The following is a 17423-nucleotide window of genomic DNA, read 5'->3' as shown; positions in this document are numbered from 1 at the left end:
TCTACGCCGCCTCGTCGCGCCCGCGCGTAAGATCCTTGATCAGATCGGACAGTGCCGGCCGCGGCAGTGCGGCAAACGGCAGCGGACGGATGACGTCCATGGCGGCGAGCCCAAGGCGGGCAGTGAGAAACCCGTTGAGCACGCCTTCGCCGAGTTTCGCCGACAGTCGCGAAGCGAGGCCGTGGCCGAGAGCCTGCTGGATCAGGCCATCGCTGATGGCGACGCTGCCCGTGACGGCCAGATGCGCCACAGCCTGGCGAAACAGCCGCGCAAGACCGAGCCAGCCGGGCCGGCCGCCATACAGCTTGGCAAGTTGCCGGATCAGTCGAAGCGCCGAAATCAGCACAAAGATCATGTCGATCGCCGCACGCGGGCTGACGGCGGTGACCACCGATACCCGCTGAGCCGCCTGCGAGATCAGCCGTCGCGCCTCATCATCCAGGGGAGCCATCAGTTCGCGCTCGGCAAGCCGCACGAGGTCGGCGCCGTCAATAATATCGTCGACGTGCTGGGTGAGGACCGTCCGGCCACGCGCCAGGTGCGGATTTTCCTTTGCCAGCCGGATCAGTTCGGCGGCAACAGCACGGGCCTCATCGCGATCGTCACTGATCAACACGGCGGCCGCGCGCGCATGCAGCTTCTCGATGGCTGCAAGCCGCAGCAAGGCGAACAGCTCGCGCCCGACGATCACCAGCAATGCGACGCCCGCCAGAGCGGCGAGTGCCGCGCCGATCCATCCAAGCCCTTCCGCGCGCGCGAACAGATCTTCGATCAGGCGGGTCACTGCAAGACCGGCGCCGAGCGCGACGAGCCCACCGAGGGCTGACCAGAACAGGGCACCCCAGCGCATGCCCTTTCGCGTCGGCGGCGACACCGGCTCGATCGCGGCCGGCGCCGCGAATGCATCGGCCTCAGTCAGCACGCGGACGCCGCCCGCCGACGAAGGCCGTGCATCCTCCGGCGACGCCGTGACGGTAACGCCGGGATCGTCGAGCCGGAACGCAGCCGGCCTGCGGCGCTCTTGGTCGGTCATTCGAGCTTGTCTCCGATCAGGAATTGCAGCGCGCGATCCAAACGGATATGCGGCAACGTCAAATCTCCGTTCTGGTTGCGCTCGAGCAGCGGCGGGCGGAAACGCAGGAAGCGGTAGTCGGCATTGTCGAGTCCTGTCGAGGACAGTCCCTTGAACGTGCTGTCCGGCATGAACAGGCTTGCGGGGTCGTCCGGCAGGTCCCCGGGAAAAGTCACCGCTTCCGTATTGCCGTCGAAGGTCGTGCCGCCGGCGCTTTCGCCGGCAACCGGCGTTCCGATAATTGACGGCAGTTCTTCGCGGCCGCGCCGGACGCGCGCCTCTCGCGTTGCTCGCACTGCCGCAAGCGCGACAACATCGATGGCTGCGCCTGATGATTCCGAGCGCTCCGTCGCCTGTTTCACCATGTACGCGACGATCGCTTCCAGCCGGTCGTGATTGAGGTGATGCAGATGATCGGCTTTTGTGGCCGCAAACAGGATGCGATCGATACGCGGACGGAACAATGAGCTGAAGAACGACCGGCGACCGACACGAAAGCAATCGTGGATCGACGTCAGTGCGGCCTGCAGGTCGTGCAACGCGTCGGGCCCGGCGTTCAGCGCCGCGAGCGCATCGACAAGCACGATCTGTCGATCGAGCCGAGCAAAATGATCGCGGAAGAACGGGCGCACGAGCGCTGCGACATAGGAGTCGTAGCGCCGTTGCATCATCGCCCAAAGCGAACCGGAAGGCGCCGCGCCATCCACCGGCACGTCCAGCGGCGCGAAGGTCAAGGCGGGAGAGCCCGCGACGCTTCCGGGCAACAGGAAGCGCCCCGGCGGCAACAGGCTCATGGCATAGCGCTCGTCGCGGCAAGCCTTCAGATAGGCCGTAAACAGCTTCGCCGCCGTCAGTGCGGCCTGCTCGTCCGACTTTCCGGTCGGCGACAAGGTTGCAAGATGCGCGTGCCAGTCGCCAGCGAGCCGAAGCCGCGGTCCCTCCCGCGAGAGCGCAAGGCTTTCAGCGGACCATTGCTCGTAGCTTTTGTCGAGCAGCGGCAGGTCGAGCAGCCACTCGCCGGGATAATCGGCGATGTCGAGCGTAAGGGATCGGGCCGAGCCGTTGCGGCGCTGATAGTCGATCACCAGCCGCAACTCGCTGATGTCGACGGTCGAGGCCGGCCAGCGGCGCTCGTCGGTCAACGCGCGCAGATGATTTTCGTAGTCGAAGCGCGCAACCGTATCGTCGGGCTGCGGCTCCAGCCGGCCGCTGGCGATCCGGCCACTCGACAGCGCTTCGAACACTGGAAAACGGCCGCCACGCAAGAGCGCATGCACTAGCGCGGTGATGAACACCGTCTTTCCCGCGCGAGAGAGCCCCGTCACGCCGAGGCGCACGGTCGGATTGATCAGGCCGTCGCCGTAATCGATGAGCGAGCGGGCGGCGAGCTGAGCTTCCTCGAGGAAATCCGAAAGGCCAGGGGACATCGGCGTTCAGGCCATCACTTCAGCGCCGGATGCAGTCGGCAGAGCCGTGTGTCTGCTTCAGGAGCTGCACGCCGCCCGACGTCTTGGTGCACATTTCGATGTCCTTCGCGCCCGCTGGAACCATATGGGCGCACATGATCTGCGATTCGCCGCCCCAGAGGGGCGTGGCAAACCGACAGCTCACCAGGCAGGAGCGGGCCAGGCGCGCGGGATTGCTGACACTGATGCGGACCGACATGCCGTCCTCAAGGATCATGCAACTGAAGGGAACCGCCTCAGCTCGCGCACGGTCCGCCGTAAAACAGACGGCTACGAGCATCAGAAGCGACGTGCACAGGCGCGAGACCATGCGAACTCCAGAACGCACCCGGCGCGTTCAAGGCCAATCCGCGATTCTCGCGGCCATTAACAGCTAAGAACAGGCAGTTTCATTGGCAAGAAGAGGGAAAGACGCCCGATCTGGGATCTGGCGCCTTGCGATCCCTGCCTGTCTGTTCGATCACCGGGCCCGCTGGCGATAACCCGGCGTTGGCCCGGTCTCTTGAACGCTGACGCGTCAGGCGACGGCCGTCTCGTGGGGCTTCAGCTCCTCGCTCGACGGGATGCGGCCTTCGAACCAGTACGCCGCGGCTGCACGCGACATTGCAGCCCCGTCGTGGCCGACACCGGGCACCGTGATCAGCGACCAGTTGCAGGGCAGGCCGCGGCGGGCGGCCTCCGCCTTGGCGGCGTCGAGCATGTAATGTGCGCGCGCATAGCGCATCGGCCCCTGGGCCAGCGCCTCAGTTTGCGAGGGCAGATTGGGGTCGTCGGTGACGATGTCCTGGTCGCCGGCCAAGATCACCATCGGCCAGGCCAGCCAGCGCGCGAGTTCGGCCTCGCCGAAACCAAGTCCATCGAGCCCCTCCGGAAAGCGGCGCTCCAGCGTCGGCAGCGTGTACCAGCCGGAGTTGGCGGCGAAGGCAGCCTCGAACGGCACGTCATCTCGCGTCGCCAGCAGCCGGTGCACGAACTGCCCGCCGGCTGAATGACCAAAGATGCGCGCCTTCGCGAGGCGCGTGACGCCGCCCTGCCGCAGCGCCTCGAAGACCCGAGCCGGCACGCCGTAGAGCCAGCGTTCGCGTGCGGCAATTGTGCCGTCCGAACCGATGACAAGGCCATTGTTATAGCTTTCGGCCTGCGGGAAATGCTCGTTGCCGAAGGTCGGTGCGGCGATCAGGATGCGATGTTTCTCGGCCGCAGGAATCCAGAAGTCGCGGTACTCGTCGCCATTGCGCAGCATGCCGTGCTGGACGATCACCACCGGATCGTCCGGACCATGCGCGGCCGGGCGATAGAGATTCACCTGCAGGGGCCGCTCGGGATGAAAGCCATCAATGAAGGGCAGCGTGCTGCGGCCGATTTCGGGAATAAGCGTGCTGGTGGTCATGTCGTCTCCAGTGTCGTGTGCAAGTGGCAGGCGGCGCTGCGACCGGGCGCTATCTCGGCGAGTTGCGGCCTCGTCTCGCGGCAGACCAGCATGGCCTGCTCGCAGCGCGGATGGAACGGGCAGCCCGCTGGTGGCGTGAGCGGTGAGGGCAGTTCGCCTTTGAGCGGTTGGAAGTCGCGTTTGCGGCGCTCGGCCGAAGGGATCGCCTTGATCAGGGCGGCGCTGTAGGGGTGGGCAGGCTTCGCGAAAACATCGGCGGCTGGCCCGATCTCGACAATGCGGCCAAGATACATGATCGCAACCCGGTCGCTGATGTGGCGCACCAGGCCGAGATCGTGGCTGACGAAGAGATAGGTCAGGCCGTAGCGCGCGCGGATATCCATGAACAGGTTGATGACCTGCGCCTGGATCGAGACGTCGAGCGCTGAGACAGGCTCGTCGCAGACGAGGAAATCGGGCTTCACTGCAAGCGCGCGGGCGATGCCGATGCGTTGGCGCTGGCCGCCGGAGAACTGGTGCGGATAACGGTCGCGATACGCGACGTCGAGCCCAACCTCCCTGAGCGCCTTGTCAACGGCTGTCTCGATCTCGGCTTTGGGCAGGAGTTTATGGACCGCGAGCGCCTCACCGACGATGCGGCTGACCTTCATACGCGGGTCGAGCGAGGCGTAAGGGTCCTGGAAGATCATCTGCACCTTGAGCAGGAATTTCAGCCGCTGCTTGCCGCTCAGCGCGGCGACCGGCTGGCGGTCATACATGACGTCGCCCTCGGTCGGCTGGAGGATGCCGGTCGCAATGCGGGCGAGCGTAGACTTGCCACATCCGGATTCGCCGACGAGCCCTAGCACTTCACCGCGCGCAATTGACAGGTCAACACCGTCAACAGCATGCAGCACTGGTGCCGGCTTGCGTTGGCCTGCCGCAGTCAGGATATGCTCGGCGAGCGTGAGCTTGCCGCGAAACTGCTTCTTGATGCCGCGCAGTTCAAAGAAGGGCGCTGTCATGCCACGGCCTCGTGCGCGACCGGGTTGTGGCAACGGAAGGCGCGCTCGCCTTCGCTCAGCGGCTCCGGATCCTGATCGCTGCAGACCGGCAGCGCGCGCGGACAGCGCGGCCGGAACGGGCAGCCGCTCGGGCGTGAATCGATGCGCGGAGCAGCGCCGTCGATCTGGTTCAGGCGCTGACCGACCTCGACCATCGAAGTGGAGGAATTGAGCAGCCCGAGCGTATAGGGGTGGCGCGGCCGGTCGAGCACGGCATCGACGGGACCGATCTCGACGATGCGGCCGGCATACATCACTGCAACCCGGTCGGCGAGCTCGGCGACCACTGCGAGATCATGCGTGATCCAGAGCACGGCTGTCGACGATTCCCGGCTGAGCTTCTGGACCTCGAACAGGATCTGGCTCTGGATGGTGACGTCGAGGGCGGTGGTCGGCTCGTCGGCTATGATCAAATCCGGCGCGTTGAGCAAGGCGGTCGCGATCGCGACGCGCTGGCGCATGCCGCCAGAAAACTCGTGCGGATATTGTTTCAGCCGGGACTCGGGTGAGGAGATACCGACGCGAGCCAGAGCCTTGGCGGCCTCGGCCAGCGCTTCCTGCCTCGAACAGTTTCGATGCTCGAGGATCGCTTCGCTCATCTGCTCGCCAATGCTGAGCACCGGGTTCAGCGTCATCAGGGGATCCTGGAAGATCATCGCGATCCGATCGCCGCGCAGACTGCGCAGACGCTCCTCCGACGCTGCGCGCAGGTCTTCTCCGGCGAACAGGATCTCGCCGGCGACGATCTCACCGGGCGGATCGATGAGCTGGACCAGCGAGAAACCGGTGACCGATTTGCCCGAACCGGATTCGCCGACGAGGCCGAGCACCTCGCCGCGCCTGACGGTAAGGTCGACGCCGTCGACGGCCGGCCAGGCGCCGTCCAGCGCATGAAACACGGTCCGAAGGCCTCGCACTTCGAGCAGCTCGTCGCTCATGAGCCCCGCACATTGAAGCTGCGGCGCAGACGCGTGCCGACAAGGTTGAGTGACATGATCAGCAGGACAAGGGCAATGCCCGGAAAGACGGCAATCCAGTATTCGCCGGAGAGCAGAAACTCGAAGCCGTTGGCGATGAGCAGACCAAGGGATGGCTGCGTCACGGGGACGCCAACGCCCAGGAACGAAAGCGTGGCCTCCAGCGTGATCGCCGAAGCGATACTGATCGTCGCCACGACGAGCACCGAGCCGATCGAATTCGGCAGCAGATGCGCCAACATGATGTGGCGGGTCGGCAGGCCGAAGTTGACCGCAGCCTCGATGTATTCCTTGCGGCGCTCGACCAGTGCTGCCGCCCGCATCAGCCGGGCATATTGCGCCCATTGCACCAGCACGATCGCGAGGATGACCTTGTCGACGCCACGGCCGATCGAGGCCAGCAGCACGAGTGCCACAAGGATCGAGGGAAAGCCGAGCATGAAGTCGACGATGCGCATGATCACGGCATCGACTGCGCCACCAAATTGCGCCGCGACGAGGCCAGCCATGATGCCGATGAGAAGTGCGCCGGCGGTGGCGGAGAGGCCGACGAGCAGGCTGGTGCGCAGGCCGTAGAGGATCGCGCTCAGCATGTCGCGGCCCTGCGAGTCTGTGCCGAGCCAGTAGGTCATGCCGTTCATGCCGGCCTCGCCAGGCGCCAGCCGGTTGTCCATGACGCTAAGCGAGGCGAGATCATGCGGGTCCTGCGGCGCGATCACCGGCGCGAGCAATGCAAGGAGGACAAGAATGCCGAGCAGGATCGCGGCGCCTTGCATCGTCGGCCGATTGCGGATGCGTCGGAGCACCTTCTGCCGCAAAGGCGTCTCGGCATGAACGGGCACGCTCGCTGCGATGGTTTCGGGCGTGCTCATGCCATCTCTCCGGCGAGTTTCACGCGAGGGTCGAGCGCGGCGTAAAGAATATCGACGAGAAAGTTGACGGCGACGAAGAGCAGCGTCGCCAGCAGGATGTAGGCAACGACCACCGGGCGGTCGAGCTGGTAGATCGATTCGATCAGAAGCTTCCCCATGCCGGGCCAAGCGAAGACCGTTTCGGTGATCGTCGAGAAGGCAACGAGGCTGCCGAACTCGACGCCAACCACAGTGACGACCGGAATAAGGATGTTGCGAAGCACATGCCGCCCGACGATGCGGCTGCGGCGCACGCCCTTGGCGCGGGCGTATTTGACGTAGTCCTGCGTCATCGTCTCGGCCGTGCCGGCAGCGACGAGACTGACCATCAACGCCATGTTGGGAATGGCGAGGTTGAGCGCCGGCAAGATCAGGTGGTGCAGCCCGTCGAGCGTGAACAAACTGGTCTGGACGCCGAAAAACGAGACCGTCTCGCCGCGGCCTGCCGTCGGCACCCAGCCGAGCACGACGGCGAAGAGCAGGATCAGCATCATGCCTTTCCAGAAATTCGGCAGCGAGTAGCCGAGCACGGTGCCGGCCATGATGATGCGGGCAGGACGGCTCTCCGGATCAAGCCCGGCCATCATTCCGAGCGGCACGCCGAGCGCGACCGCGATCGTCATTGCCAGCAGCACGAGCTCGAAGGTGGCGGGCAGGCGGGCGAGGATAAGCTCGATCGCCGGGACGCCGTGCACAAAAGAACGACCGAGGTCGCCCTTCAAGGCGTTGCCCATGAAAACGAAGTACTGCTGCCAGACCGGCAGGTCGAGCCCGAGACGCTGAATCAGCGCTGTGCGTTCGGCGGCGCTAACCTGCGGCGAGACCAGGAGCTCGATCGGATCGCCAATGCCGTATACGGCGAAGAATACGACGACGGAGACCGCCAGCAGCACGAAGACGCTCTGAAGGAGCCGCTGCAGGACGTAGGCCGTCATCGCTGACGTCTCATATTCATTGCGTGGTCGATCTGGCTCACCACGACGGAGCTCACTTGGCCGGCTTCACCGACATGGCGAGCGTCAATTGATCGGTGCGGCCTTCGACCTTGAGCTCGGACTTGTAGGCCCAGATGCCGCTTTCGAAATGCAGCGGAATGAAAGCGTTGTCGGCAAGGACGAGCCTGGCCGCCTGCTGCAGCAGCTCGGAGCGTTTCGCATCGTCGAGAGTCGAGATCGCGGTGCGGATCGTCTTGTCGAACTCCTCGTTCTTGTACTGTCCGTAGTTCGAGCCGCCCATGGTCTTGGCCTCGTCAGGGGTGGCCGGCCACTGACGGAGAAAGGAGGAAGCCTCGCCGCTGCTGGAGCCCCAGCCGCCGAGCGCGACACTGAACTCCTTCTTGGCGCGGCGCGGGAAGTAGATCGCGCGGGTCATCGCGTCGACCTCGGCCTTGATACCAATCTGGGTCAGGTACTGCGCGACCGCCTGGGTGATCTGGCTGTCGTTGATGTAGCGGTCGTTGGTGGTCGAGAGCGTGAGCTGGAAGCCGTTTGGATAGCCGGCTTCGGCGAGCAGCTTCTTGGCGGCCGCAGGGTCGTATTCGAGCTTGGCCGGTTTCGCCATCGTGCCGAACATGCCGGTCGGCAGGTACTGGTAGGCTGGCTCGGCCGCACCGTCCATCAGACGCTTGACGATGGCGTCGCGGTCGATGGCCAGCGACATCGCCTTGCGCACGCGCGGGTCCTTGAGCGGGTTCTTGCCGTCGGGCGCCTTGACGAAGGGGCTCTGGTCGCGACCGACATCGAGCTGAAAGTAGATGACACGGGTCGACGGCGTGATGACATGGCCGAAGCGCTTGTCGCTGCGGATGCGGTTAAGATCGCGCGCGGCCGGGTTCTCGATGACGTCGTAGTCGCCGGCAAGCAGGCCGGCGAGGCGCGGGCCGGCATTGGTCACCGGCACAAAGCGCACCACGGCCCAGGGCTCGGCCTGGCCCCAGTAGCTCGGGTTGCGCTCGAGCTCGATAGCCGAACCGCGGACATAGCTCTTGAGCTTGTAAGGGCCTGTGCCGATGGCGGACTTGCCGTCATTGAAGTCGTTGACCACGGGCCATGCGCCGGTCACGCCGCAGTTCTTGGAGATGTCGTAGCTGATCGGGCCGTGCTCGACGATTGAGGCGCTCAGGATCGGCAGGCCGGTGAGAAGGGTCGGCAGCAGCGGCTCGGGCGTTTTGGTGGTGATGACGAGCGTTTGCGGGTCGGGCGTCTCGACCTTGTCGAAGGCGCCGGTGATGTCAGCAAAGGAGCCGGAGACCTTGGTCTCGTTCTTCAGCGTGCGACAGAACGTGAAGACCACGTCCTCGGCGGTGAAAGGCTTGCCGTTCGAGAAGCTGACGCCGGGCCGCAGCTTGAAGGTCCATGTGGTCTTGCCGTCGTTCGACCAGGAGGTGGCAAGGCCGGGCTTCAGTTGCTGCTTCTCATCCTGCAGGACCAGGGCGTCAAAGATATGGGCGGCGAGCGCGTTGTTCGGGGTGAGGTCGTGATAGTGCGGGTCGACCGCTGTGGGCTCGGAGGCAAGCGCAATCTTCAGGGTCTGCGACCAGGCGGGGGTGCCGTTCAGGCAGGCGCCGGCAATACAGGCGAGCAGGAGCTGCTTGCGCATCTCGATCTCCATTCCCTTGGCTGGGGGCAGTTTTTGACAAATTTATTTTCGTCGATTAGCAAACATGAAAATTATCCAACGTCAATCGGATGGTCGCGTCATGTCACCGGTTCTGAAAGCGACGACGGACCTGGCAAACCGCATCGCCACCGTCTATCCGTCGCTGAGCAACGGGCATCGCAAGGCCGCCGATTTCGTGCTGCAGAACCCGCTCGACACGGCGACGATGACGATCGAGGGGCTGGCGGAGAAGAGCGGCGCCTCGACTGCGACCGTGACCCGTTTCGTCCGTGCCCTCGGATACGCCAACTACGGCGAGTTCCGCGCGGCGCTCTCGGAGGCACTCAAGCTCGCCATGGCGCCGGTGGCGAACATGGTGGATGCGCGCAGCATCACAGCTTCGCCCTTTGCGGCGCTGGTGGGCGCTCTCAAGGACGAGGCGGCCAATATCGAAGAGGCCATTGCCGGGCTTGATGAAACGACGGTTACGCGCGCGCTGGCGGCATTACTCAAGGCGCAGCGCATCTTTGTCGTCGGCATGGGCGCGAGCCATCATGTTGCTTCGTTCCTCGAGGATGGGCTTGCGCTCTATCTCGATGCCGACGTCATTTTCGCCGCCTCGCGCGGCGGACCGACGCATGCGATGCGACACATGCTCTCGGCCGGTCCGGACGATCTCGTGATCGCGATTTCGATGCCACGCTACTCGCGCTCGACGGTCGAGCTCTGCAATTTCGCGAAGAAGCGCGGTACGCCCGTGCTGGCGCTCACCGACGGACTGACGTCGCCGCTGGTGCCGATCGCCGACTTCGCGCTACTCGCTCCAGCGCGGAATCGGCTGCTGCCGAACTCGCCGAGCGCGATCTTCGCGCTGGCCGACGCGCTGGTGACCGCCGTTGCGCGCGAGCGCCCGGATGCGGTCGAGGCCCTGAAAGGGCTGAGCGAGAGCCTGCTCTGGACGTTTCACTACCAGGCGCCTTGAGAGCTGCTTCGATAAATGCGCTGGCAACGGACGCCATTCAGGGGCGAACGACGTTGGAGTCGGCATGGATGACGGGCGCTGCGTCTGCATTTTGCTGAACGTGCGCGGCGCTTCGGTCGACGCCCTGTTCCGCGCGGCCGATAAGGTTAAAGGCCGCAGTTTTGAGTTTCAGAATTTCGCTCGAGTGGAGGGCGGCGAGGTTGCTTAAGTGTATAGCAACCTGTAACAACTCGCCCGGTTAGGGCCACGTGGCGGAGTGGTTACGCAGCGGTCTGCAAAACCGTTTACACCAGTTCAATTCTGGTCGTGGCCTCCACTCCTTCTTCCTTCCAACCTGAGCGCACCGTTTGATAAGGACATTTCGTCCTTTGCAACACGGAGACGCTTTGTTATAGGCAGCGCTCATTGCTGAGGCTGCTTCGCGCCGTTCCCCGGTAGCTCAGTGGTAGAGCAACCGGCTGTTAACCGGTTGGTCGCTGGTTCGAATCCGGCCCGGGGAGCCAAGCAATATCAAGGAGTTGGGCCGAACTCCTGAAAGCCCAAAAATAGCGAAAAATCGATTGGGGCTACGCCGGGGGCCACATTCCGCATAGCTGAGATGCTGGCGAACCGCGCCAGATCATCGCCCCGGGGCGGTGTGCTTGACTCCGTTCTCCATTCGTTCTCTCTAAGCGGGATGGCCCGATCGCCCCGCCATCACAGGCTTCACGACAGCGAGGAATACCTCGCCGCGCTGTCTCGCGCCCGGCATATGACCACGCGCGCCTGCGCCGTGGTGAAGATCCGGGGCGAGACCTGTACGAGCGACTGGAGCGACTGTTGTGGGCGATCGACGACGTCGCCGAGGGGGTCACCGGCGATCGTGAGCATCTTTGGATCGATAATCCAAACCGCACGTCCAGCCGACGGCGTGAATGAGTGACGCTGCGACAAGCAGATGACGGTTTAGCTACACAGCCCAAAATGAAACGGTACGCTATAGTGGCAGCTAAAGGGGCGTTGAGCGCTCCCTGGCGCGTTTAGTCTTAGTCGCTGAGTTGCTGGCGATACTCGAAGTAAAGACCGAGCGCCTCCTCGAGTTTATCAACAACAACCCGCACATCTGCCGTGGCGCGTCCAGCGCGGTCCAATTTGTCGATCTCAAGTCTGAGGCGCTCTATCTCAGCTTGGATTTGTGCTATGTGCCGGTCGACCGTCTTTAAAGCGGCGACCAAAGTTTCCCGGTCCATACGATAAGAACCCGAAACGATGCTGCGCGACGACTTTACCCTCGTGCCGTGACAAACAAGCGTCGGTCTTCGTTTCCGGGATCTTCCCGCCCCCCTTCAAATTCAATGCACCACTTGCGTCCTGGCCTTGCCTGGAGAGCCAAACGGCATTGGCTTGGCGAAGGCGCGCGGAATGCGGCGGCCGCCGTGCTCTTACTTCGTTTGCCCGGTTGGTGGCGTCGTCGGTGCGGTGGTCTCATCCCCGAACCAGCCACCAGACCAACCAAGCAGCGCAAGAACAACGATAGCCGCGGCAACACCCGCGATGACCCGATTGTCCATGTCTCGTTGCCTCCCTGTTTGCTGCTATATCTGTGCAACAAACGCATCATGCAGATGATGGTTCAACTGTGCACTCCAAAATGAACGGTACGCTAACCGCCAACGGGCTGGCGAACAGCATCGGCCAGGCCATCATCCGAGCATCACCAGGCGCGGAAACCGGTCCAAAGGAAGCAGAGGAGACAAAGTGCTTGCCGAGGAGGTAGCAATATGGGCCGTCGTTAGCGTGGCCTTGCTTCTGGTAGCGGTAATGATCTGGCGTGGTGACGGGGCGCCAAAGATCGAGAAGTAGGCTATGATTATTGCAGGATTTAAACTGACACGCCCAAGCAGGTCGGCAAGGCCGACCGACAGATCGGAAGAGAGACCGCCAACTGAGGCGGCGCTAAAAGCAAATGTCCGAGATATTGCTGTTTGGGATGGGGCTTCTGATGATCGTCGGAGCCATTTTTGGCTTTTGGTATGTAGCCAAAGCAACCCGAACTGAAAAAAAGAGACGACCGCTGAGCCGCCATCTTCGCGGCAAAAAAACCCGCCGGGGTGAACCGGCGGGGTAGCGACTTCCGATCGCGGTACGCATACAAATCCGCGAACGCCGCGATGATCGCTGAAAGACGTTAACAATGGATTCGTTCCGCGTTCACGCCGCGATCACCAGGACCGCGGCGCCGTGACGGTTGGTCCGCCTATGCGAACGGCTTGCTCAGTGTCACCAAGTCGGCGGCGACCGACCGCGCTATGGAACGGTTCTTGTTATCCAGGCGCAAGCAGGTCATCGCTTTCATTCGCAGCTCGTCAACCGTCGAAGCAGGCAGCGCCGCGACCACGTTTGCAGCTTCGCTGAATTTTTCCCAGCAGTCGCTCTCTGCGGCCTTCTTTGGACCCTGGCCGACAGCCTGCATCACGCTAACCTTGCGATGGAGCCAATCGGAAGAAGCATCGAAATCATTTGGGTTGTGCTTTTGCCGCTTCTGCACGGTCTTTGCAGCATCCGCGGCTATGCTGTGGGCCTTGAGACATTCATCCCCCCTTGCTTCCAACTCTTCGATTGCCTCGAAAAGCTTGCTTTCTGCCTCTGGGGTCTCCGGTTCATCGCGATCATGCGGCGACTAGGAAAGTCCTTGACCTCGAAAACTTCATCGATATCGCAGCCGGCAAACTCAAATAGAAGTTGACGGGTCAATCGGATGTCCCAATCGCTATCATAGTCGCTGTATTTCCAGTCGCGGCCGAGCACGAAGTTAAAGAGGACCATGAGCTTTGCGCGCTTCCCTTCCGGCGTCTGTGCTTGGACGGGCCACAGATCCTTTACGAGAGCGTCCGCTGCTGCAAAGTGTGGCTCCTGGGCCTTGACTAGGCGCAAGTCGCATGACGCCACGCGCTCAGAAGCCATCCGCCGGCTTGTGGAGCTGGGGTTGAAGGCGAAGCGCTGACGCAGGCTGAGCGCGCTGTGGAAGTTGCATCACTAATGAATGAGGCCGCCAACTGAGGCGGCCTTACCCTTCATCGCGCCAAAAGCCTAAGAGAAATACCTTGCGTCGGCGGCGGTTCTGTCCGGCCTGCGCCTGAATGTCGGATAAATCGACACCTCGCCGCTTCATCCATAGCCTGACGGCTATCCCGAGGACCACGAAGGGCACAACAGTGAGTGCCAAATTCATGAGTGTGAGCGTCATGGCCCGCGGACACTAGCAAAGCAGCTCGAAATCTCAAGTTGAGAGAATGAACTCTGGTCGCGCTGATGGCGGTCGCGGGCATGCTTCGCGTGGATGTCCTTTCGCCGTGAGGCCAATATCCTCAACCGCGAGCTTGTCCGAGTTTTGGACACATGTTGATTGTCGGCGCGGGTTCCATCTTGGTGTTCTGGGCAGGAACAACGGGCTCGGGCACGGCGTTTTCTAAGTTGGACCGGCGTCAAGGAGGAAATCCCACATGATGAAGATCGCTCTTTCCGTGGCGGCAACCGCAGCAGTGCTGACGACTGCGCCTCTAGTCACTCCGGCCAAAGCCCAAGGCGTCAAGATGGCCCAAGTCGATGTTCAGATCGGACGCGACCGTGACTCCCGCTACGACAGGGATAGGGACTATCGCCGGCGGGACAACCGCGACCGGACTATTGGCATCGGTCCAGGCGGTATCACCGTTGGCCCTGGGGAGCGCTGCCGCATGGTGACCACCACAGTTGAACGGCGCGACGGGCGCAGTATCACGCGCAGGGAGCGTCGCTGCGATTAAACGGTAGGGATCTTCCATCTTGAAATGCTGGTCTCGTTGGACAGCTTGAGACCGGGGATGTGAGTTTTGCCGCAGGCGCCTTACATTCGCCCACTCCTATGCCGTGTCTGAGGAGCATACCTTATTGGCAGCGGCGCCCGAGCGGCCCATCAGCAGGTGCCGCGGCCCGAAGGAGGTAGTCATGAGTGACTTCGGCGTTTCCGACGCGGACATGCAGCGCGAAATCAACCGCGGCGCCCTGCAGCAGTTCTGGGACGCATTGCTCGGAGGGCGGAACAAGGAGGCCGTGCAGATCTATCTCGATGACGCCATCGTGCGCATCCCGCAGAGCGAGGACAGCATCACCGGTCGCGCCGACATTGCAGCGCGTGGTCTGCTCGCCGCCGGCGAGAGCCTGGTCAAAGTCAACAGCATCATCGGGGATGGCGGGCTCTGGGTCTCCGAATGTGAGACGCTTTGGGACCAGCAGCCGACGTTGCTCGTCAGCATTACGGAAATGAACGACGGAAAAATCATCCGAGACACCCGCTACCGGGCGCCAAAGCATCAAGCTTAGCGCACCGCGTCAAGTTGAGCGGAGCCCGAGCTCATCCAGCTGGGCCACATCAAGCATGAAGGGGCTCATGGAGAAGGGGCAATTCTCGATGCCCGGACTTGCGCCTGGTGTCCGCAATACGAAGTGCTCTCTGTCGACTACGCCGGTGAGATGGGTCCGCGATTTCCGTCGGAATCACGCTTCAACCATCACGGACGTCTGTCCGGCGCAAAGACGTGCTGGGAAGCAGCGCTGCGCACAAGTCCGCGGTTGACTGCGGCGTACCGCCGGCATCGACGCTGGTCCAGCCAACGGATGCCAGGTCATATCGTTCCTGGGCCTCTGCGACAGCGGCTGTCGCGTCCGAGGCGTCGCTGCTGCGTCGCCTGATCCGCTGCAGCCGAACCTCAAGATCAGCGGTGAGAAATATCCCGACAAAGTCGGCCGCAGCCTGCGTTGACACTGCTTCGATGGCCGATCGCTCGTCCTCTTTTGCAAACACCGCGTCGACAATCACCGAGTGTCCTTGCCGGGCAATTCTGCCAGCCTCCGCAACCAGATGCGCATAGACCTGGGCAGTGACGGAGGGCTCGTAGGCGGATGGTGGCAGCCGGTCCAGTTCGTTTGCGCCGAGCATTCGCTTACGGAGTACGTCGGAGCGCAGCACGACAGCTCCGGGCAGGGCGCCGATTAGCGGCGCTAGCAAGCGTGCCGCCGCGGTCTTCCCGGTACCGGATAGGCCGCCGATCGCAATCACGCAGGCCGGCGGCGGCACGAGAGCCGACTGCGCAAGCGTGAAATAGGACCTCGCGAGATCCAGCGCCGATTGATCCGATCCCTGTTGCGCCGAACGGTAGAGGAAAATGTTTGCGCGCACGGCCGCGCGCAAGGAAACGAACAGCGGGAGCAGGGCCAGCGCCTCGAGATTGTCCGGCGCGGTATCTTCGAGGTAGCGATTTAGAACTGTGTTTGCGGCATCGTCGCAGCCGTAGCGGATGAGGTCCATCAACGTGAAGGCGAGGTCATGCATCACGTCGATCGTGGCCAGGTTCTCGTCGAACTCGATAGCATCGAACAGAACCGGTTTGCCGTCGATCAACACAACGTTGGCAAGGTGCAGATCACCGTGGCAGCGGCGGACAAATCCCTCCGTGTTTCGCCGGGCGAGCAGAGCGGAAAGCTTCACGTAGGCCGACCTGCTGAGACGCTCGAGCCTGTCGCTTTCAGCGGGAGCGAACGCACTTATCGTGCGAAACGCGTCAGCGTTCTGCTGGATGATCGCCGGAATCGATTCCACCCAGGCTGAAGTTCGCGAGACCGCTGCCTTCGCATGGGAATTGGCAATCGCGTCAGCGACCGCGGTGGCCATCGCCGCGTCGATAGCATCGCGTTCTGCAAATCTGTCCAGCGTCGCTGTTTCGTCGAAGCGGGCCATGTCGAGCGCCCACTCCACCGGTTGCCCGGCGCCGTCGATCTTGAGAGTGCCATCCCCCTCACGCGTAATAGGAATGACTCGTCGATAGATGGTCGGAGCGAATGGCTTGTTCACGGCGAGCTCCGCCTCGCAAGCAGCCTTTCGCTGTTCCAGCGTGGAAAAATCGAGAAAGGGCAGCTTGATCGCCCGCTTGATCTTGAGTGCCCGATCGCCGCTCAAAAAGACGACGGCCGAGTGCGTCTCTATGCGCTTGGCCTGCGCGTCCGCGTTCAATGTCCTGCCGAGAAACGCTTCAATCTCATCCTGCATGGCTGGTCCGTGATGCCGATCCAGTGAGCGCCGTCAACGCTCATGATCTTTCCTGTTATGCCGGTCCCGGCGTCGTTGACGTGCTGTCCTCGGCCATCCGAAGCCTTCGTTCGACGGCGGCAATCAGCTCAACGCGACTGATCAGCCCGAGAAGCGATCCCGCTTCTGTGACCGGGATCTGCGCGACGCCGTGAATATCCATCAAGGCGACGACGTCATCCAAGGGGGCGTCCGGGTCCACGCAGATTGGCGCGGGCGTCATAACGCGCCCGACAAACAACGAACGATTGTGCGCGACTTGAGCGCTCGCCTTTTGCAGGAGCCCATCGAGCCAGCTTCGCCGTGGCTCGATGTCCAGTTCCGCACGATTCAGGAAATCTCCTTCGGAGATGATCCCCACAAGTTGGCCGTCTCGGTCGACGACCGGCAACGCACGTTGGTTGGTCTCCAGCAGAAGTCGTGCCGCATCTATCAGGCGCGTGTCCGGAGTCACGGTCGCAACCGATGTTCTCATGACATGGGATGCTTTCATGGCACGTTATCCAAAGTTGAATACCAATGCGCCAGCCATCTTCGGCACGCCGCGACACCTGACGTCAAGCCGCGGAATCCGTTATCGGCCCGACCACTAAATGTGGTGAAGAAACCATCGAAAAAGCGATCGATTTCTTGTCGCAGAATGAGAAACGGATTTGCCTCGCAGGTCGTTGGCACGCGATTTCCAATAGAGAGTGCGTGCGTCGCCTGAACTTCAAAACAATTGCGCAGGGCGAATTGGGCGCGTTTGATCGAAGTCAAGGAGTTCGCTTTGAGGGCACAGGTGTGCTGAACGGAGGCCCGATCATGAAAGCGATGCTGCTATGAGCGCGACGAGCGGGCGCCGTTTGCCCGGCGCCGATGTCGCGAGCGGTCGCAACGGC

General features: G+C 62.7%; 18 protein-coding genes and 2 tRNA genes. 6 read left to right on the top strand and 14 right to left on the bottom strand.

Annotated features, from left to right (window positions below; genetic code table 11):
• Nucleotide 1: 1 nt before the first annotated feature.
• From RCO31_RS20485 to RCO31_RS20445, 9 genes are all read right to left on the bottom strand, one after another.
• On the bottom strand, nucleotides 2-1033 hold the full coding sequence (locus tag RCO31_RS20485) for a TIGR01620 family protein (protein WP_308970317.1): 1032 nt from the start codon (nucleotides 1031-1033) through the stop codon (nucleotides 2-4).
• Entirely contained in the window at nucleotides 1030-2499 is a 1470-nt protein-coding gene (locus tag RCO31_RS20480) for a YcjX family protein (protein WP_308970316.1), read from the bottom strand. The genes RCO31_RS20485 and RCO31_RS20480 overlap by 4 nt, the downstream gene beginning before the upstream one ends.
• Nucleotides 2500-2518: 19 nt before the next feature.
• Entirely contained in the window at nucleotides 2519-2848 is a 330-nt protein-coding gene (locus tag RCO31_RS20475; RefSeq protein ID WP_308970315.1) for a hypothetical protein, read from the bottom strand.
• 207 nt (nucleotides 2849-3055) lie between these two features.
• The gene (locus RCO31_RS20470; protein ID WP_308970314.1) at nucleotides 3056-3928 is read right to left on the bottom strand and encodes an alpha/beta hydrolase; all 873 of its coding nucleotides are present in this window, start codon (nucleotides 3926-3928) and stop codon (nucleotides 3056-3058) included.
• Nucleotides 3925-4932 (bottom strand): oligopeptide/dipeptide ABC transporter ATP-binding protein, encoded by a 1008-nt coding sequence (locus RCO31_RS20465; protein WP_308970313.1) that lies wholly within the window; start codon nucleotides 4930-4932, stop codon nucleotides 3925-3927. The genes RCO31_RS20470 and RCO31_RS20465 overlap by 4 nt, the downstream gene beginning before the upstream one ends.
• Entirely contained in the window at nucleotides 4929-5909 is a 981-nt protein-coding gene (locus RCO31_RS20460; RefSeq protein ID WP_308970312.1) for an ABC transporter ATP-binding protein, read from the bottom strand. Before RCO31_RS20460 ends, RCO31_RS20465 begins: the two co-directional genes overlap by 4 nt.
• Entirely contained in the window at nucleotides 5906-6820 is a 915-nt protein-coding gene (locus tag RCO31_RS20455) for an ABC transporter permease (protein ID WP_308970311.1), read from the bottom strand. The genes RCO31_RS20460 and RCO31_RS20455 overlap by 4 nt, the downstream gene beginning before the upstream one ends.
• The gene (locus RCO31_RS20450; protein ID WP_308970310.1) at nucleotides 6817-7794 is read right to left on the bottom strand and encodes an ABC transporter permease; all 978 of its coding nucleotides are present in this window, start codon (nucleotides 7792-7794) and stop codon (nucleotides 6817-6819) included. Before RCO31_RS20450 ends, RCO31_RS20455 begins: the two co-directional genes overlap by 4 nt.
• Before the next feature lie 52 nt (nucleotides 7795-7846).
• Complete coding sequence (locus RCO31_RS20445) at nucleotides 7847-9457, bottom strand: ABC transporter substrate-binding protein (protein WP_308970309.1); 1611 nt, start codon at nucleotides 9455-9457, stop codon at nucleotides 7847-7849.
• Between the two features lie 100 nt (nucleotides 9458-9557).
• Here RCO31_RS20445 and RCO31_RS20440 point away from each other — a divergent pair, with 100 nt between their 5' ends.
• The 4 genes from RCO31_RS20440 (at nucleotide 9558) to RCO31_RS20425 (ending at nucleotide 10942) form a co-directional block, all read left to right on the top strand.
• Complete coding sequence (locus RCO31_RS20440) at nucleotides 9558-10439, top strand: MurR/RpiR family transcriptional regulator (protein WP_308970308.1); 882 nt, start codon at nucleotides 9558-9560, stop codon at nucleotides 10437-10439.
• A gap of 64 nt (nucleotides 10440-10503) precedes the next feature.
• Nucleotides 10504-10647: a hypothetical protein gene (locus tag RCO31_RS20435; RefSeq protein ID WP_308970307.1), complete on the top strand. Its 144-nt coding sequence runs from the start codon at nucleotides 10504-10506 to the stop codon at nucleotides 10645-10647.
• 34 nt (nucleotides 10648-10681) lie between these two features.
• Nucleotides 10682-10755 (top strand) — tRNA-Cys (locus RCO31_RS20430).
• 112 nt (nucleotides 10756-10867) lie between these two features.
• A tRNA-Asn gene (locus tag RCO31_RS20425) sits at nucleotides 10868-10942 on the top strand.
• A gap of 522 nt (nucleotides 10943-11464) precedes the next feature.
• Here RCO31_RS20425 and RCO31_RS20420 read toward each other — a convergent pair.
• Together RCO31_RS20420 and RCO31_RS20415 are read right to left on the bottom strand one after the other, a co-directional pair.
• A complete protein-coding gene (locus RCO31_RS20420; protein WP_308970306.1) occupies nucleotides 11465-11668 on the bottom strand; it encodes a hypothetical protein in 204 nt (67 codons plus the stop codon).
• A 1007-nt stretch (nucleotides 11669-12675) separates the two neighbouring features.
• Entirely contained in the window at nucleotides 12676-12966 is a 291-nt protein-coding gene (locus RCO31_RS20415; protein WP_308970305.1) for a hypothetical protein, read from the bottom strand.
• A 955-nt stretch (nucleotides 12967-13921) separates the two neighbouring features.
• Here RCO31_RS20415 and RCO31_RS20410 point away from each other — a divergent pair.
• Complete coding sequence (locus RCO31_RS20410; protein WP_308970304.1) at nucleotides 13922-14224, top strand: hypothetical protein; 303 nt, start codon at nucleotides 13922-13924, stop codon at nucleotides 14222-14224.
• Between the two features lie 181 nt (nucleotides 14225-14405).
• Nucleotides 14406-14780: a hypothetical protein gene (locus RCO31_RS20405; protein ID WP_308970303.1), complete on the top strand. Its 375-nt coding sequence runs from the start codon at nucleotides 14406-14408 to the stop codon at nucleotides 14778-14780.
• Nucleotides 14781-14961: 181 nt separating this feature from the next.
• On the opposite strand, the gene RCO31_RS20400 is transcribed toward RCO31_RS20405, so the two are convergent.
• Genes RCO31_RS20400 through RCO31_RS20390 form a run of 3 tightly spaced genes read right to left on the bottom strand, consistent with a single transcriptional unit; the run spans nucleotide 14962 to nucleotide 17301 of the window.
• The gene (locus RCO31_RS20400; protein ID WP_308970302.1) at nucleotides 14962-16503 is read right to left on the bottom strand and encodes an AAA family ATPase; all 1542 of its coding nucleotides are present in this window, start codon (nucleotides 16501-16503) and stop codon (nucleotides 14962-14964) included.
• A gap of 55 nt (nucleotides 16504-16558) precedes the next feature.
• Nucleotides 16559-17017, bottom strand: a complete 459-nt coding sequence (locus RCO31_RS20395) for a CBS domain-containing protein (protein WP_308970346.1) — start codon at nucleotides 17015-17017, stop codon at nucleotides 16559-16561.
• A 14-nt stretch (nucleotides 17018-17031) separates the two neighbouring features.
• Complete coding sequence (locus tag RCO31_RS20390; protein ID WP_308970301.1) at nucleotides 17032-17301, bottom strand: hypothetical protein; 270 nt, start codon at nucleotides 17299-17301, stop codon at nucleotides 17032-17034.
• Between the last annotated feature and the right edge of the window lie 122 nt (nucleotides 17302-17423).

The organism is Bradyrhizobium sp. LHD-71 (genome assembly GCF_031157255.1).
GTDB lineage: Bacteria > Pseudomonadota > Alphaproteobacteria > Rhizobiales > Xanthobacteraceae > P52-10.
The sequence above is the reverse complement of the archived record's forward strand: the minus strand, read 5'-3'. Positions and strand labels throughout refer to the sequence as shown.